Here is a 25,049-nt window from a genome sequence, read left to right on the forward strand (position 1 = left end):
CGACCGCGGAGCGGCCCGCGCGGCGCCAGGCGGCGCAGGAAGGTTCGGCCGGTTCCGCCGCGGCCCAGCCGCGCAAGCGGGGGCGTGCGGCGGGGCGGCGGCCCAGCGGGCGGGAACGGCACGACGAGAAGATCACCGTGTACGTGTCCGCGGAGGAGCTGATGGACCTCGAGCACGCGCGTCTCGTGCTTCGGGGCGAGCACGGGCTCGCGGTCGACCGCGGGCGGATCGTGCGGGAGGCTGTCGCCGTGGTCCTGGCGGATCTGGAGTCCCGGGGGGACGCCAGCATCCTCGTACGTCGGCTTCGGGGGCGGTAAGCGGTAGCCTGCGACGGCTATGACCTCGTACGACGGCTCCGCTCCCGCTACCGGTTCCTCCGGCTTCGGCGGTCGTCGGCGTGCGCTGGGCCGTGGGCCAGGAGCCGCGCCGGTCGCGCCTGTGGCGGAGGAGGAGCCCGTCGCGCTGCGTGGAGCGGGTGCTTGCGACGGCGAGGCCGACGGAGCACCGTCTGCCGTTGGCTCCGAGCCCGGCGCCGGGTTCGGGGATTTTGAAGCCGGTTCGCAGCCCGCATCCGAGGAGCCGTCGGCGGTTGGACCCCTGGCCGGGGATGGGTCGGGACCCGGACCGGAGGGGGCGTTCGAGGAGCCCGTCGCGCTGCGCGGAGCGGGTGTTTGCGACGGCGAGGCCGACGGAGCACCGTCTGCCGTTGGCTCCGAGCCGGACGCCGGGTTCGGGGATTTCGAAGCCGGTTCGCAGGCCGCATCCCAGGGGTCCGTCGGGGATCGGTCCGGACCCGGACGGGAAGGGGCGTTCGAGGAGCGCGGCATGCGCACCGACCCGGGGGCGGCGGCCGGGCCCCGTGCCGAGTCCGCCGGCGTGACCGCCGGACCGGGATCCGCCTCCGACATGTCCGTGGCCGCCGTCCCCCGGAGCGACGAGGCCGGGCCGAGCCGGCTATCGGTTGCCGAGCCGGTGCGCCCTTCCCCGGAGGCCGAGCCGAATCCTGGCACCCGGACCGCTGCGCCGGGCTCCCGTGCCGAGCCCCAGGACGCTTCGGAGCCCGCCGACGGCGTCTTCAAGGTGCGGCTGGCCAACTTCGAAGGGCCCTTCGATCTGCTCCTCCAGCTGATCTCGAAGCACAAACTCGACGTCACCGAAGTCGCGCTGTCCAAGGTGACCGACGAGTTCATGGCGCACATCCGGGCCATGGGGCCGGACTGGGACCTCGACCAGACGACCGAGTTCCTCGTCGTCGCCGCGACGCTGCTCGACCTCAAGGCGGCGCGGCTGCTGCCCGCCGCCGAGGTCGAGGACGAGGCCGACCTCGCGCTGCTCGAAGCCCGGGACCTGCTGTTCGCGCGGCTCCTCCAGTACCGCGCCTACAAACAGATCGCCGAGATCTTCAACCGGCGCACCGAGGAAGAGGCCCGGCGTTACCCCCGTACCGTCGGCCTCGAACCCCAGCACGCCGAGCTGCTGCCCGAGGTGGTCATCAGCATCGGACCCGAGGGGTTCGCCAAGCTGGCCGTCAAGGCGATGCAGCCCAAGCCCAAGCCGCAGGTCTACGTCGACCACATCCACGCCCCGCTGGTGTCCGTGCAGGAGCAGGCGGGGATCGTCGTGGCGCGGCTGCGGGAGCTCGGTGAGGCCACCTTCCGTGCGCTGGTGGAGGACACCGACGACACCCTCACCGTCGTCGCGCGCTTCCTCGCGCTGCTGGAGCTGTACCGCGAGAAGGCCGTGGCGCTGGAGCAGGAGGCCGCCCTCGGCGAGCTGACGGTGCGCTGGACCGGCGGGGACGGGGACGAGACACCGGTGGTCACGGACGAGTTCGACAGGCCGCCCGAGGAGCCCAAGGAGGAGAAGAAGTCGTGAGCGAGGAGACGATCGACGTTCCGGCGGGGCTGAACACCGTCGCCGACCTCGACCTCAAGCCCGCCCTGGAGGCCGTTCTCATGGTCGTGGACGAGCCCGCCACCGAGGAACACCTCGCGAAGATCCTGGAGCGGCCCCGGCGGCAGATCGCCGACGCCCTGCGGGAGCTCGCCGACGACTACACCGTGCAGGGGCGCGGCTTCGAGCTGCGCTTCGTCGCGGGCGGCTGGCGCTTCTACACCCGGGCCGCCTACGCCCCGGCCGTGGAGCGCTTCGTGCTCGACGGGCAGCAGGCCCGGCTCACCCAGGCCGCGCTGGAGACCCTGGCGGTGGTCGCGTACCGTCAGCCGGTCAGCCGCAGCCGCGTCTCGGCGGTCCGCGGGGTGAACTGCGACGGGGTCATGCGCACCCTCCTCCAGCGCGGTCTGGTCGAGGAGGCGGGCACGGAACCCGAAACAGGTGCGATCCTGTACAGGACGACGAACTACTTCCTGGAGCGGATGGGCCTGCGCGGCCTGGACGAGCTTCCGGAGCTCGCGCCCTTCCTCCCCGAGGCGGAGGCGATCGAGGCCGAGACCCAGGAGGGCGTACCGTCGTTCGACCCGGATGCTCCCGATGACGCCCCGGGCACAGACGACGATCACACGACGACGACGGAACTTTGATGCGAAGCAGCGGCAGCGGCAAGAGCGGCGGGCGCGGTAACTACCGCGGTGCCGGCAACGACAGGGACCAGAAGCAGGGGCAGGGCCGCCCCCGCAAGCCCCGCCCCGAGGAGCGCCGCTACGACGTCGGCCCCGGCGCCTCCCAGGACGGCCCCAAGTCCGGGCGCGGCGGCTCCGCGCGCGGCGGCGCCAAGGGCAGCCCCAAGCAGTCCCAGCAACGCGGACAGGGCCGTACGGCCCCCGGGCGCTCCCGCGAGTACGAGGCGCGGGCCGAGGAGCGCAACCGGGAGCGGTACGCGGGCAAGAAGGACATCAAGCTGCCCAAGACCTTCCCGGGCGCCGAGCAGGAGGGCGAGCGGCTCCAGAAGGTGCTCGCGCGGGCCGGCTACGGCTCCCGGCGGGCCTGCGAGGAGCTGATCGAGCAGGCCCGGGTCGAGGTCAACGGCGAGATCGTCACCGAGCAGGGGCTCCGGGTCGACCCGGAGAACGACGAGATCAAGGTCGACGGCCTGACCGTCGCCACGCAGTCGTACCAGTTCTTCTCGCTGAACAAGCCCGCCGGTGTCGTCTCCACCATGGAGGACCCGGAGGGCCGCCAGTGCCTCGGCGACTACGTCACCAACCGCGAGACCCGGCTCTTCCACGTCGGCCGGCTCGACACCGAGACCGAGGGCGTCATCCTGCTCACCAACCACGGCGAGCTGGCGCACCGGCTGACCCACCCCAAGTACGGCGTCAAGAAGACCTATCTGGCGCATATCGTCGGCCCGATCCCGCGTGACCTGGGCAAGAAGCTCAAGGACGGAATCCAGCTGGAGGACGGGTACGCGCGTGCGGACCACTTCCGGGTGGTCGAGCAGACCGGCAAGAACTACCTCGTCGAGGTGACCCTGCACGAGGGCCGCAAGCACATCGTGCGCCGCATGCTGGCGGAGGCCGGCTTCCCGGTCGACAAGCTGGTGCGGGTCGCCTTCGGCCCGATCACCCTCGGCGACCAGAAGTCGGGCTGGCTGCGCCGGCTGTCGAACACGGAGGTCGGCATGCTGATGCGCGAGGTCGACCTCTAGGCCACGGCTGCGACGGCCGGTCCCGGATCGCTCCGGAACCGGCCGTCTTCTTGTGCGCGGCTTGTGCGCGGCCATCGGGACTGTTTATAGTCAGGGCGACTATTAAGGGGGTGGGGGCAGTGCAGGGCTACGACAAATACGCCTTCGAGCCCTTCGCCGTCACCGTCGACCTCGCCGTCCTCACCATCCGCGCGGGCGCGCTCCAGGTACTGCTCGTCGAGCGCGGCCAGGAGCCGTATGCGGGCCGCTGGGCGCTCCCCGGCGGCTTTGTGCTGCCCGACGAGTCCGCCGAGGACGCGGCACGACGCGAACTCGCCGAGGAGACCGGCCTCGCGGACGTCTCGGGGCTGCATCTGGAGCAGCTGCGGACCTACAGCGACCCCGGCCGCGACCCGCGGATGCGGGTCGTGTCCGTCGCCTTCGCCGCACTGCTCCCGGACCCTCCCGAACCGCACGGCGGAGGCGACGCGGCGCAGGCGTGCTGGCTGCCGTACGACACCGCGGGACCGCTCGCCTTCGACCACGACCGGATCGTCGCCGACGCCCACGAACGCGTCGGCGCCAAGCTCGAGTACACCTGTCTCGCCACGGCCTTCTGTCCGCCCGAGTTCACGCTGGGCGAGCTGCAGCAGGTGTACGAGACCGTATGGGGCACCGCGCTCGACCGGCCCAACTTCCGGCGCAAGGTCCTCGCCACTCCAGGCTTCGTCGAACCGGTCCCGGGCGCCGCCCGGCTGACCGGCGGCCGCGGCAAGCCGGCCGCGCTCTACCGCGCGGGCGGCGCCACCGCCCTGCACCCGCCCCTGCTCCGCCCCGCCATGGAAGGACGGCCTTCATGACCACCTCGGACCTCGCCAGGCAAGCCGCCACCGGATCCCTGCTCGGACTCGCCCTCGGCGATGCGCTCGGCTTCCCGACCGAGTTCAACGACGTGCCGTCGATTCTCGCCAAATGCGGGCCGTGGCGGGAGATGGAGCTGCCGAGGCCGGCCATCGTCACCGACGACACACAGATGACGCTGGCACTCGGGCGCGGGCTGCGGACGGCCATGGACCGCGGGGTGCTGGCGCCGAAGCGGATGGAACGGCCGGTCCGTGAGGAGTTCGTCGACTGGTACCGGTCCCCGGAGAACAACCGGGCGCCCGGCCGGACCTGCCTGGTGGCCTGCAACCGGCTGGAGGACGAGAGCCGCCCCTGGCAGCAGGCCAGCCAGATCGGCTCCAAGGGCTGCGGGGCCAACATGCGTGTGGCGCCGGTCGGGCTCGTACCGGGGCTGAGTGACGAACAGCGGGCCGGGGCCGCCCAGTTGCAGGCCGCGCTCACCCACGGCCACCCCACGGCGCTCGCCGCGTCCGACCTGACCGCCCACGCCATACGTCTGCTCGCGCAGGGCGCGGACCCGACGGGCCTGGTCGGGCTGCTGCGGTCGTACGCGTACGAGAACCGCACCCGCTACCACGAGCAGTGGCTCGGCGACCTGTGGACCCACGCCCAGGACCCCACGCCGGAGCACTTCATCGCGCGCGGCTGGGACGAGTGCCTGGAGGTCCTCGAACGCCTCCAGGAGGCCGCAAGGACCGTGTCGCCCGAGACCGACCCCTGTCTGGCGACGGGCGAGGGATGGATCGCGGAGGAGGCCCTCGCCACCGGTCTGCTGTGCTTCCTGCTCTTCCCCGACGAGCCGGTCACCGTGCTGCGCCGGGCAGCCTGCACCTCCGGTGACTCGGACTCGATCGCCTGCCTGGCGGGCGCCTTCGCGGGTGCCCACCTCGGTGCCGAGGTCTGGCCGCGGGAGTGGGCGGACCGGATCGAGTACGGAAGCGAGCTGCAGGCCCTCGGGGCGCTCTGGGACGCCTGACGGGCCGTTCACCCCAGGCGGATCGAGTCGCCCTTCACCGTGATCTGCTCCGCGGGCAGCGGGCGCGTCGCCGGGCCGTGTGCGACCGAGGCGTCCGCGATGTGGTACTTGCTGCCGTGGCAAGCGCAGTCGATGGTGCCGTCCGCGACGGCGTTCACCGTGCATCCCTGGTGGGTGCAGATCGCCGAGAAGGCCTTGAAGTCGCCCTTCGTCGGCTGGGTCACCACGACATTCTGCTCCGCGAAGACCTTGCCGCCGCCCACCGGGATCTCGCTCGTCTTCGCCAGCTCCTGGCCGCCGGGTGCGTCGCTGGACGTGGGCGGCGTCGCGGAGCTGCTGCTCCGGCCGCCGCTGCCGTAGTTGCTGCACCCGGCCATGAGCACAGCCGCGCCGGTCACGAGAACCGTGCGCCGCGTCGAGTGGTTTGTCATGTCGTCACCCCGAACGTGCGGAAGAACCAGAGCGCTGAGGTCAGCCAGATGGCGGTGAGCACGGTGAAGACGAGCCCGCCGACGAACGGCAGCAGCCAGCCGGGCAGGCGCTCCGTGCGAAGCAGGAGCATTTTGGCACTGAATGTCCCGAAGAAGAAGCAGCCCAGGAGCGAGTGCCACAACGCGCGCGTCGAGTACGTCTGATAGCCCAGCGCGTACAGGCAGTGCACCGCGACCGGCACCGCAACCAGGAACGCCACCCGCCCGGACCAGCGGTGCAGCACCGGCGCCCAGCCAGGGCCCGGCAGCTTCCCGTACACCATGAACGCCGAGACGAGCTGGACGAGCGCGAAGAGGAACGCGGTCGTCGCGAGCCACGACTTCACCGCGCCCGTACTGCTGAAGCCGGCCAGGTTGAAGGCGGTCCCGGCCGGGTCGTGCACCCGCCCGTACACGCCGAGTGCGACCGCGACCGCGGCCGCGACCAGCGTGGGGACGACGAAGCGGGCCGCAGCGGGACGCCGGTGCGGGGGCTGCGGGGAAGGGAAACCCTGGGTGGCGGCATTGGGGTCCACGGTCATGGGACGGCTCCCGGCAGAAGAGGGGTCAGGGGGTCACTGGGCGGGCCGTGAGCTGCTGTCCGTCGACCGTCACCGCACCGGTCGCGGGAACGATCGAGGGCGCCGCCGAGGGCGTGCCGTCGCGGTCGACGATACCGACCTGCCTGCCGCCCGGGAGGACGATCCATCCGCCGACGAACCTCGCACCGCGCACGGCGGCGGTCGCGCGGTACAGCCCCGACGGCTTGAGCGCCTTGTCCGCGGTGAAGCCATGGCGCTCCCCGCCCACGTCGACGGTTCCGCGGATCCGCTTGCCCGCGAGCGTGCCGTCGAGCTCCGCGCCCTGCCGCCCGGTGAGCTTCATGGTGCCGTCGGCCCCGACGTCGCCCTTCAGCCACGACTCCTTGTTCCTGCCGTCGCAGAAGTACGCGATCGCCCGGCCGCCGCGCAGGGAGACGGCGACCGCGGCGGAGCCGTCGTCCGTGCGCCCCGCGTACTCGGCGTCGGGCACCGGGCTGGTCGACGGGGACGGGCTCGGCGGGGGAGTGGTGGACGAGGACCTCGGACTCGCGGACGACGCCGAGGCGGACGGGGACCCCTCCTGGTAGGAGGACGTGCTCTTCGTCCCCGTCGTCGCGTCCAGCGCCAGCAGGAACAGGGCGAACAGCAGTCCCGCCAGAAGGGTGAGCAGGGGTCCGGGGCGTTTCATGAGGGCCTCCCCCCGAGGCGAGCCTGCTGCCCATCAGAGCGGACCGGGGCCCCGGCGTCCAGAGGCGCACGGAGGTGTTCTCACCCCCTCGCGGCACCGTCTCGTCAGACGGGCGCCGCGCACCCCTGTGTTCCGGGCTGACTACGCTGGTGTGACCACACGTTTCCGTAGATCAGCGAGGAGCAACACCGTGGCGGTACGAGCGGTCCGGGGCGCCGTCCAACTCGAACGGGACGAGGCCGCACACATGGACGAGCAGGTCGGGGCTCTGCTCACCGCCATCCTGGAGCGGAACGACCTCACCACCGACGACCTGATCAGCATCTGGTTCACCGCGACGCCCGACCTGCACAGCGACTTCCCGGCGGCCGCCGCCCGCAAGATCGGCATCGTCGACGTCCCGCTGATCTGCGCCCAGGAGCTGGACATCGAGGGTGCCATGCCCCGGGTCGTCCGCATCCTCGCCCACATCGAATCCGACAAGCCGCGCACCGACATCGCGCACGTCTACCTCGGCGCCGCGGCCGCTCTCCGCAAGGACATCGCCCAGTGAGGACCGCACTCGTCATAGGTACGGGGCTGATCGGCACGTCGGCGGCCCTGGCGCTCGCCGCGCGCGGGGTCACCGTGCACCTCGCCGACCACGACCCCGAGCAGGCCCGAACGGCTGCCGCGCTCGGCGCCGGCACCGACGAGCCGCCCCAGGGGCCCGTCGACCTGGTGCTCGTAGCTGCCCCGCCCGCGCATGTGGCCGGGGTGCTAGCCGACGCCATGCGGAGCGGTCTCGGTCGCGGCTACCTCGACGTGGCCAGTGTCAAGGGCGGCCCGCGCCGCGAACTGGAGGCGCTCGGCCTCGCCCCGGAGCTGCTGCTGAGGTACATCGGCACCCACCCCATGTCGGGCCGTGAGAAGTCCGGCCCGCTGGCGGCAAGCGGCGACCTCTTCGAGGGCCGCCCCTGGGTGCTGACCCCGACCCGGGACACCGACACCGAGGTGCTGAACCTCGCCCTGGAGCTGATCTCGCACTGCCGGGCCGTGCCGGTCGTCATGGACGCCGACGCCCACGACCGGGCCGTCGCGCTCGTCTCCCACATGCCCCACTTGGTCTCCAGCATGGTCGCCGCGCGTCTGGAGCACGCGGAGGAGGCGGCCGTACGGCTGTGCGGGCAGGGCATCCGGGACGTGACCCGGATCGCGGCCTCCGACCCCCGGATGTGGATCGACATCCTGTCCGCGAACCCGGGTCCGGTCGCCGACCTGCTCTCCGACGTAGCCGCCGACCTCGACGAGACCGTACGGGCCCTGCGCGCCCTTCAGTCCTCCGACGAGGCCAAGCGGCGCGAGGGCGCCGACGGCATCGAGAATGTGCTGCGCCGCGGCAACGCCGGCCAGGTTCGGGTGCCGGGCAAGCACGGGACCGCGCCGCGGGTCTACGAGGTCGTGGCGGTGCTGATCGACGACCAGCCGGGCCAGCTGGCCCGTATCTTCGCGGACGCGGGCAGGGCGGGCGTCAACATCGAGGACGTACGCATCGAGCACGCGACCGGGCAGCAGGCGGGTCTGGTCCAGCTGACGGTGGAGCCGAAGGCGGCGCCCGTGCTGACTGCGGCGCTGCGGGAGCGGGGCTGGGCGATCCGGCAGTAGCGGGTGGTGGGCGGCGGGCTCACGCGCGGCCGGACGAGTGACCCGCACCCAGTAACCTTGTGCGGGGCGCCCCGCGTCCCGCCACACACCCACCACCCCGCACCAGGAAGGTGTCCCCCTGTGGAAAACGGCGCCGCCCGGACCGCCCCGGCAGTGATTGTCGCCATCGACGGCCCCGCCGGCACGGGCAAGTCGAGCACCTCGAAGGCCGTGGCAGCGCAGCTGGGGCTGAGCTACCTGGACACCGGCGCCCAGTACCGGGCGATCACCTGGTGGATGGTGAACAACGGCATCGACATAACGGACCCCACGGCGATCGCGGCGGTGGCGGGCAAGCCGGAGATCGTCTCCGGCACGGACCCCTCGGCACCCACGATCACCGTGGACGGCACGGACGTCTCCGGCCCGATCCGTACCCAGGAGGTCTCCTCCAAGGTGAGCGCGGTCAGCGCGGTGCCCGAGGTGCGGGCCAGGATCACCGAGCTGCAGCGCTCGCTGGCCGCCTCCGCGGAGAACGGCATCGTCGTCGAGGGCCGCGACATCGGCACCACCGTGCTGCCCGACGCCGACCTGAAGATCTTCCTCACCGCCTCCCCGGAGGCGCGCGCCGCCCGCCGCACCGGTGAGCTGAAGGGCGCGGACCTGCACGCCACCCGCGAGGCGCTGATCAAGCGGGACGCGGCCGACTCCAACCGCAAGACCTCGCCGCTCGCGAAGGCGGACGACGCGGTCGAGGTGGACACCACCGACCTCACCCTGCAGCAGGTCATCGAGTGCGTGGTCACCCTCGTCGAGGAGAAGCGGGCGGGGAAGTGACCGAGGCTCCATCGGTAGGGGGCGCCGAGGTCGGGCGGCGCATCGGCGTCGGCCTGATGTACGGGCTGTGGAAGCCGCGCGTGCTCGGGGCCTGGAAGGTGCCCGCGACCGGCCCGGTGATCCTCGCGGTCAACCACTCCCACAACATCGACGGCCCGATGGTCATGGGCGTGGCGCCCCGGCCGACGCACTTCCTGATCAAGAAGGAGGCGTTCGTCGGCCCGCTCGACCCCTTCCTGCGCGGCATCGGCCAGCTGAAGGTGGACCGCGAGTCCACCGACCGCACGGCGATCACCCGGGCGTTGAGCGTGCTGGAGAACGGCGGAGTCCTCGGGATCTTCCCGGAGGGCACCCGCGGCGAGGGCGACTTCGCCTCCCTGCGCGCCGGGCTCGCGTACTTCGCGGTCCGCAGCGCGGCACCGATCGTGCCGGTCGCGGTGCTGGGAAGTTCCGAGCGGCGCGGGCGGTTGATCAAGGGGCTGCCTCCGTTGCGCAGCCGTGTCGACGTCGTCTTCGGGGATCCGTTCGAGGCGGGCGACGGAACCGGGCGGCGTACACGCAAGGCGCTGGACGAGGCGACCGTGCGCATCCAGAAGCAGCTCACCGTGCACCTGGAAAACGCAAGGCGCCTTACCGGGCGCTGAGCGACACTTGAGTAGTGGATCACCGCAGGTGTGGTGATCCACCGATCACCACGATGAACGAGGTACGGACTTCATGAACGACCAGATCCAGCCCGACGGCTCGGCCGAGCACGAGTACGAGCACGGGGCGCTCGGCGACGCCGAGTACGCGGAGTTCATGGAGCTCGCCGCGGAAGAGGGCTTCGACCTCGAGGACGTCGAGGGCGCCATCGAGGAGGCCGGACACGGCCCGCTGCCCGTGCTCGCCGTCGTAGGCCGCCCCAATGTCGGCAAGTCGACCCTGGTGAACCGCATCATCGGCCGCCGCGAGGCGGTCGTCGAGGACAAGCCCGGGGTCACCCGCGACCGCGTCACTTACGAGGCCGAGTGGGCAGGTCGCCGCTTCAAGGTCGTCGACACCGGCGGCTGGGAGCAGGACGTCCTCGGCATCGACGCGTCCGTGGCCGCGCAGGCCGAGTACGCGATCGAGGCGGCCGACGCCGTCGTCTTCGTCGTCGACGCCAAGGTCGGCGCGACCGACACCGACGAGGCGGTCGTACGTCTGCTGCGCAAGGCCGGCAAGCCCGTGGTGCTGGCCGCGAACAAGGTCGACGGCCCGAGCGGCGAGGCCGACGCGGCATACCTGTGGAACCTCGGTCTCGGCGAGCCGTACCCCGTCTCGGCCCTCCACGGCCGCGGCACCGGCGACATGCTGGACGCCGTTCTGGAGGCCCTGCCCGAGACGCCCGCCCAGTCCTTCGGCACCGCGGTCGGCGGCCCGCGCCGCATCGCCCTGATCGGCCGCCCCAACGTCGGCAAGTCCTCCCTGCTGAACAAGGTCGCGGGCGAGGAGCGCGTCGTCGTCAACGAACTCGCCGGGACCACCCGCGACCCGGTCGACGAGCTGATCGAACTCGGCGGCAAGACCTGGAAGTTCGTCGACACGGCGGGCATCCGCAAGCGGGTCCACCTCCAGCAGGGCGCGGACTACTACGCGTCGCTGCGCACCGCGGCCGCCGTCGAGAAGGCGGAGGTCGCCGTCGTGCTGATCGACGCCTCCGATTCCATCTCGGTCCAGGACCAGCGCATCATCACCATGGCGGTGGAGGCGGGCCGTGCGCTCGTCATCGCCTACAACAAGTGGGACACCCTCGACGAGGAGCGTCGCTACTACCTGGAGCGGGAGATCGAGACCGAGCTCGGCCAGGTCGCCTGGGCGCCCCGGGTGAACGTCTCGGCGCACACCGGCCGGCACATGGAGAAGCTGGTCCCGGCGATCGAGACGGCCCTGGAGGGCTGGGAGACCCGTGTTCCCACGGGCCGCCTCAACGCCTTCCTCGGCGAACTGGTCTCCGCGCACCCGCACCCTGTCCGCGGCGGCAAGCAGCCGCGCATCCTCTTCGGCACCCAGGCGGGCACCAAGCCCCCGCGGTTCGTGCTCTTCGCCTCCGGCTTCATCGAGGCGGGCTACCGCCGGTTCATCGAGCGGCGGCTGCGCGAGGAGTTCGGCTTCGAGGGAGCCCCGATCCACCTCTCCGTCCGCGTGCGTGAGAAGCGCGGCAGGAAGAAGTGACGTAAGGGTCACCGGGCTACGGGAAAGGGGCGGCCTCCATGGCGGGGCCGCCCCTTCGGCATCCTGCTCACAGCCCCCGGCGTGGTGCGGGCGGCAGCGCCGCGACGGGGTGCATCCCCCGGGCGTGCCGTGCCACCTGCTGCCAGACGGTGGCCGCCGTGGCCGTGTGACCCTGCTGGGCGGCCAGGTGGCCGGTCGCATGGTGGGAGGTGCCGGGGCGTGTGCCATACGTCCCGGCATCGTACGAACCCGAGTGGTGCGTGGAGTTGGCGAAGGCGATGAAGCCAAGGTCCTCCTCGCCGCTGCGGTCACCCGGGTACGCCCGGAAGGACCTGAGGTACTCGGAGTAGAGCGCGTCATAGATCGGCGTGGCCGATGAGCCGTCCAAAAGGTCCTGTCCCGCTCTCCCGGAGGGAGCCGGCTCATAGGACTGGCGGCGGGGGACGTCATATGCATGCACGTAGGTGCCAACGACCCCGCCGCCCAAGGGATGCGGTCGATTAGTCCGCTTCGTCAGGTAACGTGCTCCGGCAGGCGGTACGGGGAGCGCCCGGTAAGGGGCGCGGGGCTGTGACAATGTGCGGCTCCGCCACGTGGGCGCGACCAGCCACAGGCGGGCTGCAGCCGGCGAACGACCTTGACGGGGGCACGGGGAACTGCGCAACCCCACAGCCGTCCCGCAGCCGACGAACGAACCCCGGTCACGTACCCGCCAGAGGCAAGGCGGCAGCCACAAGCTTGCCGTTGGCCGCCGCCTTGTCCAGCGCATCCCGCAGCAGATCCTCCCGTGGCTGGCGGCCGATCGACCCCACCGGCGCCGCGAACATCAGCACCTGCTGGTGCTTGTTGGCCGCGGCCCGCCACCCTTCGGTGACCTGGAGCGGCTGGTGCGCCTGCCACCAGGCGACCGGCTGCCCGCCGTTCGTGCCGGGCTGCAGCACGGCGTGCAGCTGTCCCATGGCGAGCAGCACCGACCAGCCGTGCAGCACGGGCGGTACCGCCGTGATCTCGGTCAGCGGCATGAAGCCCTGCTCGATGAGCAGGGGCAGGAAGTCGTCGCCGATACCCGTCGTGCCCGGGCGCACGATGGGCGCGGTCGGTTCCACGACGAGCGCCGGGTGCAACTCCCCGGCGATCAGGACGAGTCCGCTGGTGACGCCCAGCACCGCCTGCTCGGGGACGGCCCTGGAGACCCCCGCCTCGGCAGTGATGGAGCGGACGGCGCCCTGCAGTTGCTCCTCGGTGACCTGGACGACCTGGGAGGGCAGGCAGGTGGCGTGGGCGAAGGCGAGGACCGCCGTCTCCTCGCCGATGAACAGGACGGTGCTGGTGCGCTCCTGCTCGGAGTCGCCCGGGGTGCGGCAGGAGGTGCAGTCGTAACTGCCCGGGGCGTTCTCTCCGGCGAGCAGCCGGTCGGCTTCTTCGTCGCCGATCTCGGCGCGTACGGCGTCGCTGACGTCGAGCATGCGCGGCACGGGTGGCTCCCTCGGGATGCGGTGCGTGGCGGTGCCGGGTGGCTCCCGGCCCATGAGCCCGGGGGGTCCCCGGCTCATGAAGAAGACAACGGGCGATCTGTGGCCGGAGTCACGCTCGAGAGCGAACGGAATCGAACCATCCGGCGCGCAGGGTGAGCATGTGTGCGGAATCCGTCACTCCAAGCCAACTTCCGTGAGGTCAAAGGAAGTTGGTTCCGTGAAGTGGCTCACAGATCGGCGCCCCGCCTGGTCGACAAATCCGGAAATCAGTGAATGAATTGGGTGGCCGAAAATTGCCGATACCTCGGGTAACGGCGAACTGGCCTGGAATGACAAGGAGTTGGTTGATGATCGGCGGGCGACCTGCATAGATTCCTCGGCCGTGTGCAACGAGCACCGCCCGGGTACGTCCACCGGCCGCGCCGCACAGCCGGCGCGCAGCACCACCTCCGGTGGACGGGGCGGAGCGCGACGACCGCGATCCATACGCGGGCCGACGCGCCCCGCCTTGGGGGACCTCGGGTCTGTGGAGAGGGAATTACATGTCTGAATGTGCCGATAACACCCGTAAGGCTCGTACGACGCGTACCACGGCGGTCCTCGCCGGCGCGATCCTGCTCGCCCCGCTCGGAGTGCTCGCCGCGACCGGCAACGCCGCGGCGGCCGACGGCGGAGTGTGGGACCGCATCGCCCAGTGCGAGAGCGGCGGGAACTGGCACATCAACACCGGCAACGGCTACTACGGAGGACTGCAGTTCTCCGCCGGCACCTGGCGCGCGTACGGCGGCACGGCCTACGCCCCGACCGCCGGCCAGGCCTCCAGGGAGGCACAGATCGCCGTCGCCACCAAGGTGCAGCACGCGCAGGGATGGGGCGCATGGCCCGTCTGCTCGGCGCGTGCCGGAGCCTACGGAAGCGCGCCGGCGGCGTCCGGCGCCGGGACGGCCACGAACTCGTCGTCCCACTCGTCCTCGGCCTCCGCCACCACCAGGTCCGCCCCGTCGAAGCAGACGTCGAAGGAGACGTCGAAGCAGCAGTCGCAGGCGCCTGAGCGCTCGACGGGACAGACGAGTCGCGATGCGTCGCGCGGCGACTACACGGTCCGCAGCGGTGACACGCTCAGCGGTATCGCCGAGCGGCACGGGACCACCTGGCAGAAGTTGTACGAGCGCAACAAGGCGGTCATCGGCGGCAACCCCGACCTGATCATGCCCGGGCAGCGGCTCGCACTCTGACCTCGCTCCCTCCTTCGGGCCCTGACGTCGCGCATGGACGTCAGGGCCCGAGGCGATTCGGTGCGAGTTCCGCCGCCTCCCCGCTGAATGCGACCGTGCCGCGGCGCAGTTCGTGGACCAGGACGGTACGGCCCGTCGGCGCCGCCCTCAGCCGGGGCGGCAGCCGCTGTTCGGCGAGGACCACACAGGCGTCGAGGCCGGCGAGCAGCTCGTACGTACGGGCCGCGACCGCCGGCGACATGCCCTGGGCCGGCTCGTCGACGAGTACCACGCGCGCGCGTGCCAGCAGGGCGCGGGACAGGGCGAGCATGCGTTGCTCGCCGCCGGAGAGCGTGCCGGCGCGACGGGGGAGCAGCGGCCTCAGCTGCGGATAGGCGTCGAGGGCCGGGGCGACGTCCCGCGCGGCCAGTTCCAGGTTCTCGCGGACCGTCAGGGAGCCGAACACCGCCTGCCGCTCAGGGACCAGGCACATCCCTCGCCGCGCCCGCTCGAACGCGGGTACGCGGGTCACGTCGGCCCCGTCCCAGACCACTGCCCCGCCGGAGAGCGGCACGGTACCGGCGAGGGCGCGCAGCGCGGTCGTACGGCCGGAGCCGTTGCGGCCCAGCAGGACGGTCAGACCTGGGCCGGGGGCCACCAGTGTGACGCCGTGGAGGGCCTCCAGGGGGCCGTAACGCACGCGCGCGTGGCGCAGGGCGACGTTCATGCTCCGGCCTCGCTCGCGAGTACGCGGTCGGCGGGCCCGGAGGCGACGATGCGGCCCGCGGTCATCACATGCACGACATCGGCGAGATCGGCCACGAGGTCGAGGTCGTGCTCCACGACGAGCAGGGCCGCGCCGTCCGCGGCGAGGGCCCGCAGCAGCCGGGCCAGGACGGCGACCTCGGCGGAGTCGAGCCCGGCGGCGGGTTCGTCGAGCAACAGCACGCGGGGGCTTCCGGCGAGCGCCCGGGCCAGTTCGACCCGTCGGAGGGTGCCCGTCGGCAGCCCGGCCGCGGGCAGCGCCCGTACGGGCCCGTCGAGCCCGAGCAGGCGCAGGGACCGCTCCACGGCCGCCGGGTCGGTGAGCCGCCCCTGTTCGGCGCCGACGCTTACGTTTTCGGCCACGGTCAAGGAGGGGAAAACCGCCAGTTGCTGAAAGGTCCGGGCGATGCCGAGCCGGGTGCGGGCGTGCGCGGCCAGCCGGGTGATGTCCCGCTCACCGAACCGCACCTGCCCGCGCGCTGGGCGCACGGTCCCGGCGAGGCAGTGGAACAGGGTGCTTTTCCCGGCCCCGTTGGGCCCGACGACGGCGGTGACCGTGCCGGGCAGGACGTCGAGATCTACACCGGCGAGAGCGGTGAAGCCGTCGTAGCGGACGAGGAGACGGCGGGCGGTGAGGAGGGGGGCTCCTGCCCGGTCGGCTGCGCCGGTTCGCGACTGGTCGGCCGCGTGGGCCCGGGTGTGCCGCGGCGCCCCTGTCTTCACGCTGTCAGCCGCGCCGGTCCGGCTCCGCTCGGCCGCCGTTGCTCCGGTTCCCGCGCGGTCGGACGGACCCGTGGGTGCCCCTTCGGCCACGCCGTTCTGCGCGCGCTCCACCTCACCAGCACGCACGCGGTCCCGCGCACCCATCCGTACCCGTCCCGCCGCATCGGCTTCTGCCCGGTCTGCCGTGCCGGTTTGTGTGTGTCCTGCCGCTCCGGCTCCTGTGCGGTCTGCCGTGCCGGTTTGTGCGCGTCCGGCCGCTCCGGCTCCTGTCCGGCCTGGCGCTCCGGTTTGTGTGTGTCCTGCCGCGTCGGCTCCTGTCCGGTCTGCCGTGCCGGTTTGTGTGTGTCCTGCCGCACTGGCCCCTGCCCGGTCCGCCGCGCCGGACTGCGCCCGATCCACCGCTCCGGTTTGTGCGCGTCCGGCCGCTCCGGCTCCTGTCCGGCCTGGCGCTCCGGTTTGTGCGTGTCCGGCCGCTCCGGCTCCTGCCGGGTCCGTCGCGCTGGTTTGTACTCGTCCGGCAGGACCGGCGCCCGCTGGGTTTGGCGCTCCGGTTTGTGCGTGTCCCGCGGCACCAGCCCCCGCTCGCTCCACCGCACCGGCTCCCAGGCGCGCCATCGTCGTCGGTCCTGTCGGTCCTGTCGGTCCCGCGGCTGCCGGACTCGGTGCGCCCGCCTGCCGCAGGCTCCTCCTCACCTGTGCCCCCAACGGCCTGAGCGTCGCCCGGCGGTGCAGCCGAAGTCGTTGAGCTGTCCTGCGCAGGGCCTCGTACGGCCCGCCGGGGAAGCGGCCGACGAATGCGGCCAGAAGGCCGATCAGGGCCGCCGCCACCCCGCCGCGCGCTCCCGCGTCGAGGCCGACCAGCAGGGCCGCGGCGGCCAGGGCGCCGAGCGGGCTGTCCGCGCCCAGTACCACCACCGCGGCGAACCACAGCAGGCCGCGGACCGGGTCGTACACCCCCGGGTCGAAGGCCCGCAGTCCCATGCCGAGCATGCCACCGCCGAGCGCGGCCAGCGCCGCTCCCGCGACGAAGGCGAGCAGTTTGAGGGACGGGACCTGCACGCCCGCCGCCGAAGCCCCCGACTCATGGTCCCGCATGGCCGCCAGCGCCCGGCCCGTGCGGCCCCGCCGCAATGCGCCCGCCGTCAGCAAGGCGCCCGCCAGCAGGACCAGTTCCAGAACGTAGTACGCACGGTCCCCGTCGAAGCCCGCCGGGCGGCCGAGCGACAGGCCGGACGTCGCATACGGCTGCGCGAACACGAAGCGGCTCACCCCGACGCCCACTGCGAACGTCGCCAGCGCCAGCGCCAGGCCCTGGCGGCTGATCGCGGGCCAGCCGGTCAGCAGACCCAGAGGAGCGACCAGGACCACCGCCACGACGAGCGCCGCCAGTTCCGGAAGGCGCGGCAACCCCGGGAAGCGGCCCGCCGCGAGCAGCGCCGTGAACAGCGCGCCCAGGCCCGCGTACGCCGCCTGCCCGAGCGAGATCTGGCCGCCGCGGCCGGTGACCACGACCAGGGACAGCAGCACCACGGCCAGCGCCGGCACCTGGACCGACGTGTGCAGGTCCGAGCCCGCGAAGCCGAGCGGCAGGAGGAAGAGGACCACGGCCACGATCCAGGCCCCGGGCGGCGTCGGCACGCGGGCCGTCGCGGTGCGCGGCAGGGCGTCGCGCGTGCCGACGCCGGGCAGTACGAGGGCGGCGACGAGCAGCGCCACCACGAACAGGTTCGCGCCGACCGCCTGCAGCAACGGTTCGCCCCAGCCCGACGGGTGCAGCCGCGTCAGCTGGCTCTGGGCGACGCCGATGCCCAGCGCCACCACGACCGCCATCGTGAGGCTCCGCATCCGGGCGGCCACGGCGACCGCCACCACCTCCATCACCAGCAGCGACATGCCGTACGGGTCGAGGCGCACGTACGGTGCGAGCAGCACGCCCGTCAGCCCCGCCGTGAACGAACCGAACGCCCAGCCCGCGGCGGCCACCCGGTCCGCGTCGATGCCGCCGAGAACGGCCAGCGACCGGTCGTCGACCACCGCCCGCAGCTCCCGCCCGAAGCGCGTCCAGCGCGTCACCGCTCCGATGCCGGCGGCCAGGACCAGCACGACGGCCAACTGCCCCCAGGGATCCGCCGACACCAGGGTCGGCACGTCCGCGCGCGCCCCCGGTCCCCACACCAGCACCGCCCCGCCTACCAGCAGCACGAACACGCCGATGGACGCGACCAGCGTCTGCGCCGGATCGCTGCCGAGCACGGAGAGGGGGCGGAAGACGAAGCGTTCCAGCACCACGCCGATGCCCGGCGCCACGACCAGCAGCGTGGCCGCCGCGCCCAGCCAGAGCGGCCGGCCCCACTCCACCGTGAACTGCCGCAGCACATACGCGCACAGCATCGCGATCGCCCCGTGCGCGAAGTTCAGCACCCCCGTCGCCCGGTACGTGACCACCAGCCCGATCCCGGTGAGCGCGGCGGCGCTGCCGACCGAGAGACCGGCGACAGCGAGGTCGTACGTGAGCGAGTCCATCAGCCGTCCGCCCTCAGTCGTCGCGACCGTCCGCGGGCGGCTCGCAGATCGGGCACGGTTCCAACTGCCCGCTCGCCAGCACCCGCGAGTCCACCGGCACGGCCTCGGACTTGCCGGCCACCAACGGGCAGTCCGCGCGGTGCCACAGCGTGCCGCCCGGCACCATCAGCAGCTTCCCGCTGGTGGCGACCGGCACGGCCGCGGTCTGCCCGGACTCGTCGGCGTCGGCGGGCTCGGCGGCCACCAGGAGCGCGTACAACTCTTCCACGCGCGCGGCGGCGAGCGCGTTCCTGCCGTGGGTGAGGAGCACCGACCCGGCGATGATCAGCGCGGCGCCCGGCACGGTACAGGAGGCCAGATAGGGCAGTTGGCGCTCCGCGTACCGCTCGCCGGAGATGCCGTACCAGCCGATGACGCAAAGCACCGCGCCCGCGGCGAGCGCGGCCCACCCGGCCCAGAGGGCGGGATGCACAGTCCGCAGTCGAGCAGTCCGCATGGCGGCTCCCACGTCACGTGTCTGTCCATGTCAGCCGATGGCTTGCACTATGCCTCCTGGAAGCTGACCCTGAAAGCTCCGGGCGCACTTGGCCCGGTCGGACACCCGGTGGTGAGCCAGATGGTTCTCGGGAGCGACCTCAGGCGGGGGAACAGCAACAAGGGGCGCGGCCCCGGACGGGCGCCGGCATGGGCGGCGGTCGCCGTCCTGCTCCTGGGCCCGCTCCTCGGCGCGTGCAGCGACGAGAGCGGCGGCGGGAGCAGCAACCCGCCGACCCCCTCGGTCGAGAAGCCGACCAGCGCGCAACCCAGTCCGACCGCCCCGGCGGATCCGGCGGCGGCCGGGAAGCAGATCACGGAGAACTGGCAGAAGTTCTTCGATCCGTCCGTCTCCCTGAAGGACAAGGCGGCCGTCCTCGAGAACGGCGACACGATGGGTCCGGTGCTGCAGAGCTTCAACGGCGACCAGCGCGGACAGCAGGTCAAGGCGACCGTCCAGAAGGTCGAGTTCACGTCCCCGTCGCAGGCGACCGTGACGTACTCGCTGACCCTGAAGGGCGCCACCGCCCTGCCGAACGCGTCCGGTACGGCCGTTGAGCAGCAAGGCACCTGGAAGGTGTCCGACCGTACCCTCTGCGCGCTGGTCCAGCTGAGCGGCAACGCGTCGGCGAGCTCGGCCCCGGGCTGCTGACCGGCCGTGCGCGCACTCCACCGGGCGGCCGGGGCCATCGCCGCGGGCCTGCTCCTGCTGAGCACGGCCTGCGGCAGCCGGCTGCCCGAGAGCGACTTCGAGCACCGCTCCACGCCACCGCAGCAGCAGAGCGCCGAGCCGATCCGCGTCGGGATCATCACCAGCGCCACCAGCCCGGTCGGCGCGAACGCGTTCACCGGTCCGCGCGACGGCGCGCAGGCCTACTTCGACCGACTCGACACACGCGGCGGGATCGGCGGACGCAAGGTCGAGGTGCACACGTGTGACGACGGCGGCAGCGGCGTCGGCAACAACGAGTGCGTGCACCAACTGATCGACGACGACAAGGTCGTCGCCCTGGTCGCCACCACCACCCTCGACTACGCGGGCGCCTCCCGCGTGTCCGCCGCGGGCGTGCCCGACATCGGCGGCCAGCCCATCGGCGCGGCCTACGACACCTATCCGCACCTGTACGGCATCTACGGCAGCCTCGCGCCGCGCAACGGAACGGTGGGCTGGGGCGGAAAGCTGTACGGGGGCACCGAGGTCTACCGCTACTTCAAGCAGCGGCAGGGCGCCCGCACCGCCGCCGTCGTCTCCTACAACCAGTCCGCGTCGGCCTCCTACGCCCGGCTCGTGGCGCGGGGCCTTGCGGCCGAGGGCTACAAGGTCGTCACCGAACAGGTCGACTTCGCCCTGCCGAACTTCCGTGCCGCCGCCGCCGACCTCAAGCAGCAGGGCGCCGACCTGGTCTTCGACGCCCTCGACACCCACGGAAACGCCCAGCTGTGCCAGGCCATGGACCAGGTCGGAGCCAAGGTCATCGCCAAGGTCACCAATGTGCAGAACTGGACATCCACGGTCCCCGAGGACTACGGGGACTCCCCGCGCTGCCGCAACGCCCTGTGGGCGACCGGCTCCAGCCGCAACTACGAGGACACCGCCGACGCGGCCGTACGCGAGTTCCGGGACGCGACCGGGAACCTGAAGACACACTCCCAGTGGCAGCTGGAGGGCTGGGCCGCCGCGATGTGGTTCACGGACGCCGCGAAGTCCTGCGGCGCGGACGTCACGCGCGCGTGCGTCGACCGCTTCATGAACTCCGGAAAGCCGTACACGGCCGGCGGACTGCTGATCCCCGTCACGTTCGAGCACCTGGCCGCGCCCCCGACGACGCGCAGGACCTGTCTCTCCGTGGCACGCTGGGAGGACGCCAAGGGCTGGGTCGATCAGGGCGACATGAACGCCACCTGCTTCGACGTGCCGCAGCTGGCGTACGAGCCCTGACGAGGCGGGCCCGGCCCACCTGCTGCTGCGCCGCCGCGACGGCGAGGAGGCCGCGCTGCCGCTCACCCCGGCCGAGGGCGGCCGGCTGCGCGTCGCCCTGCCCAGCGGCGTCGACCTGCCCGAGGGCCGCTGGGACGCGTATGCACAGATCGCCGACGACGAGCCACACCCCCTGGTACCGGGCATCAATGACCTGCGCTCCCTCGTGGACCGCGTGCCCGGCGACTCGGCCGCCCGGATCGCCGTCCGCATCCCGTACTCGACCAAGAAGGGCACCCTCGCCGTACGCAGCTGGCTGCGCGCCCCGCACGCCGAGGCGGGCGACCTCCACATCGACGAGGGCGAGCTGAGGGTGAGCGGCCGGGTCTACTGCACCGGGCCGGCAGCGGACGCCTACGCGGAGGTCAGGGAGCGGGGCGGCCCGAAGTCCGTGCTGCGCGCCGACGTCACCGCGCAGGAGACGGAATTCGGCTTCACCGTGTCGTACGCGCCGCTCGCCCCCGGCATCTGGGATCTGTGGCTGCGCCCGGCGGGGGAGGAGGGGCCGCGGGTGGGGATCGCGCGGCTGCTCGACGACGTCGCGGACAAGAAGCCTGTCTTCCGCTACCCCAGAGCCGTGGTGCGGGCGGAGCACGGTGAGGTGGAGGCGTGGCCGTACTACACGGTCGACAACGACCTGTCGGTGACGGTCGGCGCCGTGGGCTGACCGTCCCTGCGGACGGCCTGCCGACTGACTTGCGGACTTGCGGACAGGGGTTGTCCCCAAGGGCTGGCAGACTCGGGACCATGTTGGAGACCTCGGCACGACTGCTGCGCCTGCTGTCCCTGCTCCAGGCCCACCGCGAGTGGTCCGGAGCCGACCTCGCCGAACGGCTCGGCGTCAGCCCCCGCACCGTGCGCCGGGATGTGGACCGGCTGCGCGAGCTGGGCTATCCCGTCAACGCCAGCCCGGGCACCGGCGGCGGCTATCAGCTCGGCGCGGGGGCCGAACTGCCGCCGCTGCTCCTGGACGACGACGAGGCGGTCGCCGTGGCGGTCGGGCTGCGCACAGCAGCCGGGCAGGGCATCGAGGGCATCGGCGAGACCTCCGTACGCGCCCTCACCAAACTCGAACAGGTCCTGCCGAACCGGCTGCGCCGCCGGGTGAGCGCCCTCAACGCGTTCACCGTGCCGATGCTGCGCAGCCCCCAGCCCTCCGCCGTCGACCCGGCCGTTCTCACCGAACTCGCCCATCTGTGCCGGGACGCGGAGCGGCTGCGCTTCGAGTACCGCGACCACGGCGGCGCCCCCACCCGCCGTACGGTCGAGCCGCATCGCCTGGTGTGCACCGAGCGCCGCTGGTATCTGGTGGCCTGGGACACCGACCGCGACGACTGGCGCACGTTCCGCGTCGACCGCATCACCCCGAAGCCGCCGCACGGCCCGCGCTTCACCCCGCGTACGCCACCGGCCGATGACCTGGCCGCGTACGTGTCCAAGGGAGTGTCCAGGACTGTGTACGCCGCACAGGCCGTCGTACGGCTGCTGGTGCCGCTGCACGAGGCGGCCGAGCGGATCTCGCCGTCGGCCGGGACCCTGGAGGCGGAGACCGAGGGCAGCTGTCTCATGCGCACGGGCGCCCCGAACCTCGACGTGATGGTGATTCACGTGATGATGACGGGCCTCGAGTTCGAGGTGCTGGAGCCCGTCGAGCTGACCGAGGCCATCAGGTCGGCTCGTGACCGGCTTGATGCCGCTTTGGCTCGGGCTGAGGGGCCTGACCGGCGTACCGGGGATGGTGCAGGTCGAACGCCGGGGACTCGGAGCGGATCCGGGGCAGCGTGAGGAAGTTGTGCCGCGGTGGCGGGCAGGAGGTCGTCCACTCCAGGGAGCGGCCGAAGCCCCAGGGGTCGTCGGCCTCGACCCTGGTGCCGTACTTGGCGGTCCTCCAGACGTTGTAGAGGAACGGCAGTGTCGACAGGCCGAGCAGGAACGCGCCGATCGATGAGACGGTGTTGAGCGCGGTGAAGCCGTCGGCGGCCAGATAGTCGGCGTACCGGCGTGGCATGCCCTCCGCGCCCAGCCAGTGCTGCACCAGGAACGTGGTCTGGAAGCCGACGAACAGCGTCCAGAAGTGGATCTTGCCCACTCGTTCGTCGAGCATCTTCCCGGTGAACTTCGGCCACCAGAAGTAGAAGCCGCCGAACGTCGCGAAGACGACGGTGCCGAAGACGACGTAGTGGAAGTGGGCGACCACGAAGTACGAATCGGTCACGTGGAAGTCCATCGGCGGCGACGCCAGGATCACCCCCGTCAGCCCGCCGAACAGGAACGTCACCAGAAAGCCGGTCGCCCACAGCATCGGCGTCTCGAAGGACAGGGAGCCCTTGAGCATGGTGCCGATCCAGTTGAAGAACTTCACCCCGGTCGGCACCGCGATCAGGAAGGTCATGAAGGAGAAGAACGGCAGCAGCACCGCGCCCGTCGCGAACATATGGTGCGCCCACACCACCACGGACAGACCTGTGATGGCCATCGTCGCGCCGACCAGCGTCAGATAGCCGAAGAGCGGCTTGCGGCTGAAGACCGGGATGATCTCCGTGATGATCCCGAAGAACGGCAGCGCGATGATGTAGACCTCGGGATGGCCGAAGAACCAGAACAGGTGCTGCCACAGCAGCGCCCCGCCGTTGGCCGCCTCGAACACCCGCGAGCCGAACCGCCGGTCCGCCTCCAGGACCAGCAGCGCCGCGGCGAGCACGGGGAACGCCATCAGCACGAGGATCGACGTGAACAGCGTGTTCCAGGTGAAGATCGGCAACCGGAACATCGTCATGCCCGGCGCGCGCATCCCGATGATCGTCGTCAGGAAGTTCACCGAGCCGAGGATCGTGCCGAAGCCGGCCAGCGCGAGCCCCATGATCCACATGTCGGCGCCGACCCCCGGCGTGTGCTCCATGCTGTTGAGCGGGGCGTACGCGAACCAGCCGAAGTCGGCGGCCCCGTCCGGGGTCAGCAGCGAACCCAGCACGATCAGCCCGCCGAACAGGAACAGCCAGTACGACAGCATGTTCAGCCGCGGGAAGGCCACATCGGGCGAGCCGATCTGCAGCGGCATGATCTCGTTGGCGAAGCCCGCGAAGGTGGGGGTCGCGAACAGCAGCAGCATGATCGTGCCGTGCAGCGTGAACAGCTGGTTGTACTCGGTGTTGCTCATGATCTGCAGACCGGGCCGGGCCAGTTCGGCACGCATCAGCAGCGCCATCACGCCGCCGGCCAGGAAGAACCCGAACGACGTGATCAGATAGAGGTGGCCGATCTTCTTGTGGTCGGTGGTGGTCAGCCAGTCCACGACCAGCCGTCCCGGCCGCACCGTCCGCAGACCTTCCGCGGTCGCCTGCGCGGTGTCCGTCCCCATCACTTGCCCCTCGCTCGCCGCGCCCCGCGGCGCTCCGGCCGCGGGCCTACGGGGATTCTGTGCCGAAGTCGTGCATTTCTTATGCGGAGTCAGGTGGCGCCGGGCGTCCAGGAATCGAAATGGAATGGGCCTGGTACGAACTGCGAAGCACTCTTTCCACGGGATTATTCGGAACCCCTTCCCAGGGTGGTCGAACCCGCCTCGAATTACGTTCGGCCAGGTGCGTGGCAGTCCCGGAACCGCTCGAAGGTGTGACGCTGTTGGGGCGAAACGGGTGTCGTGATTCTGTGACAGAAGCGTGACCGGAGAGGGACGCGTGACTGGTGTGACCGGTCCGGGCTTCCGCGAAGGGGGCCCGCGGCCTAACGTGGCGGCATGGCACCCATTCCCACCCCTGGCGCCGAACCCGAGGACTCCCCGGAGGCGTACGTCGGCCTGGACGCCCAGCGCGCCGAGCGGCTCGCCCGCGAGCGCGGCTGGAGCACGGTCCGCTCGCTGCCGCCGGGCGCGATCATCACCATGGAGTACCGCGTAGGACGGCTGAACTTCGAGGTCGCGAGCGGCAGGGTCAAGCGCTGCTGGAAGGGCTGACCGCCCATGACGAAGGCCCCGGCTCGATATGAGCCGGGGCCTTCGTCGCGCGGGGTGGCTGTGCGTA

At 71.8% G+C, this 25,049-nt stretch carries 25 protein-coding genes and 1 pseudogene; 17 read left to right on the forward strand and 9 right to left on the reverse strand.

Features of this window, described 5'->3' with window-relative positions:
• The 6 genes and pseudogenes from ABT186_RS42700 to ABT186_RS42725 form a co-directional block, all read left to right on the forward strand.
• Nucleotides 1-317 (forward strand): annotated as a pseudogene (locus ABT186_RS42700) (hypothetical protein); the annotation flags it as partial.
• A gap of 589 nt (nucleotides 318-906) precedes the next feature.
• Nucleotides 907-1,875: a segregation and condensation protein A gene (locus ABT186_RS42705; protein ID WP_502973500.1), complete on the forward strand. Its 969-nt coding sequence runs from the start codon at nucleotides 907-909 to the stop codon at nucleotides 1,873-1,875.
• Nucleotides 1,872-2,540 (forward strand): SMC-Scp complex subunit ScpB, encoded by a 669-nt coding sequence (gene scpB, locus ABT186_RS42710; RefSeq protein WP_351228140.1) that lies wholly within the window; start codon nucleotides 1,872-1,874, stop codon nucleotides 2,538-2,540. The genes ABT186_RS42705 and scpB overlap by 4 nt, the downstream gene beginning before the upstream one ends.
• On the forward strand, nucleotides 2,540-3,607 hold the full coding sequence (locus ABT186_RS42715) for a pseudouridine synthase (protein WP_351228138.1): 1,068 nt from the start codon (nucleotides 2,540-2,542) through the stop codon (nucleotides 3,605-3,607). The genes scpB and ABT186_RS42715 overlap by 1 nt, the downstream gene beginning before the upstream one ends.
• A 119-nt stretch (nucleotides 3,608-3,726) precedes the next feature.
• Nucleotides 3,727-4,446: an NUDIX hydrolase gene (locus tag ABT186_RS42720; RefSeq protein ID WP_351228184.1), complete on the forward strand. Its 720-nt coding sequence runs from the start codon at nucleotides 3,727-3,729 to the stop codon at nucleotides 4,444-4,446.
• On the forward strand, nucleotides 4,443-5,465 hold the full coding sequence (locus ABT186_RS42725) for an ADP-ribosylglycohydrolase family protein (protein ID WP_351228136.1): 1,023 nt from the start codon (nucleotides 4,443-4,445) through the stop codon (nucleotides 5,463-5,465). Before ABT186_RS42720 ends, ABT186_RS42725 begins: the two co-directional genes overlap by 4 nt.
• Nucleotides 5,466-5,473: 8 nt before the next feature.
• Here the strand turns inward: ABT186_RS42725 and ABT186_RS42730 are convergent, their stop codons facing one another.
• Genes ABT186_RS42730 through ABT186_RS42740 form a run of 3 tightly spaced genes read right to left on the reverse strand, consistent with a single transcriptional unit; the run spans nucleotide 5,474 to nucleotide 7,165 of the window.
• Complete coding sequence (locus ABT186_RS42730; RefSeq protein WP_351228134.1) at nucleotides 5,474-5,896, reverse strand: Rieske (2Fe-2S) protein; 423 nt, start codon at nucleotides 5,894-5,896, stop codon at nucleotides 5,474-5,476.
• A complete protein-coding gene (locus tag ABT186_RS42735) occupies nucleotides 5,893-6,477 on the reverse strand; it encodes a DUF6529 family protein (protein ID WP_351228132.1) in 585 nt (194 codons plus the stop codon). Before ABT186_RS42735 ends, ABT186_RS42730 begins: the two co-directional genes overlap by 4 nt.
• Before the next feature lie 25 nt (nucleotides 6,478-6,502).
• A complete protein-coding gene (locus ABT186_RS42740) occupies nucleotides 6,503-7,165 on the reverse strand; it encodes a hypothetical protein (RefSeq protein ID WP_351929741.1) in 663 nt (220 codons plus the stop codon).
• 190 nt (nucleotides 7,166-7,355) lie between these two features.
• On the opposite strand from ABT186_RS42740, the gene aroH reads away from it, so the two are divergent.
• The 5 genes from aroH to der all read left to right on the forward strand — a co-directional run bounded on the left by aroH (nucleotide 7,356) and on the right by der (nucleotide 11,821).
• Entirely contained in the window at nucleotides 7,356-7,718 is a 363-nt protein-coding gene (gene aroH / locus ABT186_RS42745) for a chorismate mutase (protein WP_351228130.1), read from the forward strand.
• Nucleotides 7,715-8,809, forward strand: coding sequence for a prephenate dehydrogenase (locus ABT186_RS42750; RefSeq protein ID WP_351228128.1), 1,095 nt, complete (start codon nucleotides 7,715-7,717; stop codon nucleotides 8,807-8,809). Before aroH ends, ABT186_RS42750 begins: the two co-directional genes overlap by 4 nt.
• Nucleotides 8,810-8,929: 120 nt before the next feature.
• Nucleotides 8,930-9,625, forward strand: coding sequence for a (d)CMP kinase (cmk, locus tag ABT186_RS42755; protein ID WP_351228126.1), 696 nt, complete (start codon nucleotides 8,930-8,932; stop codon nucleotides 9,623-9,625).
• Nucleotides 9,622-10,269: a lysophospholipid acyltransferase family protein gene (locus ABT186_RS42760; protein WP_351228124.1), complete on the forward strand. Its 648-nt coding sequence runs from the start codon at nucleotides 9,622-9,624 to the stop codon at nucleotides 10,267-10,269. The genes cmk and ABT186_RS42760 overlap by 4 nt, the downstream gene beginning before the upstream one ends.
• Nucleotides 10,270-10,342: 73 nt before the next feature.
• Entirely contained in the window at nucleotides 10,343-11,821 is a 1,479-nt protein-coding gene (gene der / locus ABT186_RS42765; protein ID WP_351228122.1) for a ribosome biogenesis GTPase Der, read from the forward strand.
• A gap of 67 nt (nucleotides 11,822-11,888) precedes the next feature.
• Here the strand turns inward: der and ABT186_RS42770 are convergent, their stop codons facing one another.
• Nucleotides 11,889-12,209: a hypothetical protein gene (locus ABT186_RS42770; protein WP_351228120.1), complete on the reverse strand. Its 321-nt coding sequence runs from the start codon at nucleotides 12,207-12,209 to the stop codon at nucleotides 11,889-11,891.
• A gap of 313 nt (nucleotides 12,210-12,522) precedes the next feature.
• Entirely contained in the window at nucleotides 12,523-13,296 is a 774-nt protein-coding gene (locus ABT186_RS42775) for a DUF8842 C-terminal domain-containing protein (RefSeq protein WP_351228118.1), read from the reverse strand.
• A 542-nt stretch (nucleotides 13,297-13,838) separates the two neighbouring features.
• Between ABT186_RS42775 and ABT186_RS42780 the strand changes: the two genes are divergently transcribed.
• Nucleotides 13,839-14,531: a transglycosylase family protein gene (locus ABT186_RS42780; RefSeq protein ID WP_351228116.1), complete on the forward strand. Its 693-nt coding sequence runs from the start codon at nucleotides 13,839-13,841 to the stop codon at nucleotides 14,529-14,531.
• A gap of 40 nt (nucleotides 14,532-14,571) precedes the next feature.
• On the opposite strand, the gene ABT186_RS42785 is transcribed toward ABT186_RS42780, so the two are convergent.
• From ABT186_RS42785 to ABT186_RS42795, 3 genes are read right to left on the reverse strand one after another with little or no spacing between them, the layout of a single operon-like run.
• Nucleotides 14,572-15,237 (reverse strand): ABC transporter ATP-binding protein, encoded by a 666-nt coding sequence (locus ABT186_RS42785; protein WP_351236598.1) that lies wholly within the window; start codon nucleotides 15,235-15,237, stop codon nucleotides 14,572-14,574.
• Complete coding sequence (locus ABT186_RS42790) at nucleotides 15,234-18,521, reverse strand: ABC transporter permease subunit (RefSeq protein ID WP_351929743.1); 3,288 nt, start codon at nucleotides 18,519-18,521, stop codon at nucleotides 15,234-15,236. Before ABT186_RS42790 ends, ABT186_RS42785 begins: the two co-directional genes overlap by 4 nt.
• Before the next feature lie 13 nt (nucleotides 18,522-18,534).
• A complete protein-coding gene (locus ABT186_RS42795; protein ID WP_351929745.1) occupies nucleotides 18,535-19,017 on the reverse strand; it encodes a hypothetical protein in 483 nt (160 codons plus the stop codon).
• A gap of 120 nt (nucleotides 19,018-19,137) precedes the next feature.
• On the opposite strand from ABT186_RS42795, the gene ABT186_RS42800 reads away from it, so the two are divergent.
• The 4 genes from ABT186_RS42800 to ABT186_RS42815 all read left to right on the forward strand — a co-directional run bounded on the left by ABT186_RS42800 (nucleotide 19,138) and on the right by ABT186_RS42815 (nucleotide 22,818).
• Nucleotides 19,138-19,707 carry an MTB12 C-terminal domain-containing protein gene (locus tag ABT186_RS42800; RefSeq protein ID WP_351236604.1) on the forward strand — a complete coding sequence of 190 codons (570 nt, stop codon included), beginning with the start codon at nucleotides 19,138-19,140 and terminating at the stop codon, nucleotides 19,705-19,707.
• Nucleotides 19,708-19,713: 6 nt separating this feature from the next.
• Entirely contained in the window at nucleotides 19,714-20,994 is a 1,281-nt protein-coding gene (locus ABT186_RS42805; protein ID WP_351236606.1) for an ABC transporter substrate-binding protein, read from the forward strand.
• Between the two features lie 214 nt (nucleotides 20,995-21,208).
• Nucleotides 21,209-21,700: a hypothetical protein gene (locus tag ABT186_RS42810; protein ID WP_351929747.1), complete on the forward strand. Its 492-nt coding sequence runs from the start codon at nucleotides 21,209-21,211 to the stop codon at nucleotides 21,698-21,700.
• Between the two features lie 80 nt (nucleotides 21,701-21,780).
• On the forward strand, nucleotides 21,781-22,818 hold the full coding sequence (locus ABT186_RS42815; protein WP_351236608.1) for a helix-turn-helix transcriptional regulator: 1,038 nt from the start codon (nucleotides 21,781-21,783) through the stop codon (nucleotides 22,816-22,818).
• Here the strand turns inward: ABT186_RS42815 and ctaD are convergent.
• Nucleotides 22,700-24,391, reverse strand: coding sequence for an aa3-type cytochrome oxidase subunit I (gene ctaD / locus ABT186_RS42820; protein WP_351236610.1), 1,692 nt, complete (start codon nucleotides 24,389-24,391; stop codon nucleotides 22,700-22,702). The genes ABT186_RS42815 and ctaD overlap by 119 nt on opposite strands.
• A gap of 375 nt (nucleotides 24,392-24,766) precedes the next feature.
• Here ctaD and ABT186_RS42825 point away from each other — a divergent pair, with 375 nt between their 5' ends.
• The gene (locus ABT186_RS42825; protein WP_351236612.1) at nucleotides 24,767-24,982 is read left to right on the forward strand and encodes an I78 family peptidase inhibitor; all 216 of its coding nucleotides are present in this window, start codon (nucleotides 24,767-24,769) and stop codon (nucleotides 24,980-24,982) included.
• Nucleotides 24,983-25,049 lie beyond the last annotated feature (67 nt).

This window comes from Streptomyces sp. NPDC001634 (genome assembly GCF_040298185.1).
Lineage (GTDB): Bacteria > Actinomycetota > Actinomycetes > Streptomycetales > Streptomycetaceae > Streptomyces.